We start from the raw sequence: 1,513 nt of genomic DNA on the forward strand, positions 1-1,513 counted from the left end.
CTAGTACGGCAGCCGCCAATTGCTAGCTGACCAGGGCGTAGTCGCGGTTCAGCCGTGTGCGTTGGTGGAACCAGCGGGCGCGGGCCTGGTGGCGGCGTCGCCAGTTGAGCCAGTGCGTGTCGTGGCCGGGCGGTCTCGGATGGTGGAGGGCGTTGGCGAGTAGGCGTTTGATCTCGGGGACGGTCAGGGGGATCATTCCGGGCTCGGGTGGTGGCGGCTGGTCTGGTGTGCTCGGTGGCGGGGCTTGGGTGTCGGTGCGGTCGGCGAGGTGGGCGGCGGTGACCGCGCAGACGGCGAGGGCGGCCATGACCAGCACGGTGTGGCGGGCGATCGCGGTGTAGAGGCGGGCCTGGCACTGGTCCAGGCCGAAGTGGTCCTTGCCGAACTCGAAGTCTTCCTCGACCGGCCAGCGTAGTCCGGCGGCGCGGATCAGCCTGGTCTTGGTCAGGGGCTGCCCCTGCGGCACATGGCAGTAGTGAAAGGCCAGCTCGCCGGTGCGCAGGTGACGGCGGACCAGCAGGTGATGGCGGGGCGACGCGGTGGCGATCCACGCCCAGGCGTACCAGCGTTGCCCTTTGGAGCCGGTGCCGGCCGAGCGGACTTCCCATCGGCGGGTGTCGGCGGCCAGCAGCGTGACGGCCTGCGCGCAGGTCAGCTTCGTCTCCGAGGGCAGGTTGATCATGAAAGTGGACGCGACTCGGAGCACGTACGCCTGCCCGTGCTGCTCGAAGAACTCCCGCAACTGGGTGCAGTTGCCGTACACCTCGTCGCCGCAGGCGACGTCGAACACCAGACCATCGGCGAACGCGTCAGCGCAGATGTCGATGGCCAACTGGCCCTTGGTGCGGAACTCCAGCCCCGGCGGCAGTCCCATACCGGCCGCGGCCTGCGGGTCGGTGATGTGCTCGGCCGGAATCCACTGACGCGCCCCGACCAATGCGTGCCCCGTCTTCTCCCGCACGTAGGACAGGTGCACCGTGTTGATGCCGTTCGCGACCCGACCCGCGCACCCCATGTACTGCCGTTTCACCCCACACGTCGCGACGCCCTGCTTCGGCTGGCCCGTCTCGTCCAACGCGCCGACCACCAGGCCACGCCGCCGCCGACGGCCGGCCGCCGCGTCCAGACCAGCGGCGGCGAACCGCCGCACCTGACTCATCGCGGCCAGGGTGTCCCACACCGCCCGGTTCAACAACCGCTGCGTACGATCCGGCGTGGCGTCCCCGACCTGCTCGGCAATCGTCCACCCGTTCCGTTTCGGCACCTGACTGACCAGCGCCGATACGTACCTGCCCGCGTGCTGCCACGTCTGCGTCCGTACGAAACACGACCGCAGCCGCTCCAACAGCTCAGCCCGTGCCCGCACCGCGCGACTGGCCGCTACCCTGGCAGCAGCAGCCGCCTTCGATTTTGTTGTCCTCACAAACACATGATCAACAGGCGGCTGCGTCCACGTTGCACGCCCCCACCACATCCCGGCAGGTCAGACCGCCAATGGCGGCTGCCGTACTAG

At 69.2% G+C, this 1,513-nt stretch carries 1 protein-coding gene; it reads right to left on the reverse strand.

The features are described from left to right. Nucleotides 1-22: 22 nt before the first annotated feature. Entirely contained in the window at nt 23-1,366 is a 1,344-nt protein-coding gene (locus tag IEY61_RS30815; RefSeq protein ID WP_229706655.1) for an IS701 family transposase, read from the reverse strand. Nucleotides 1,367-1,513: the final 147 nt, after the last annotated feature.

This window comes from Micromonospora sonchi (assembly GCF_014646235.1).
Classification (GTDB): Bacteria; Actinomycetota; Actinomycetes; order Mycobacteriales; family Micromonosporaceae; genus Micromonospora; species Micromonospora sonchi.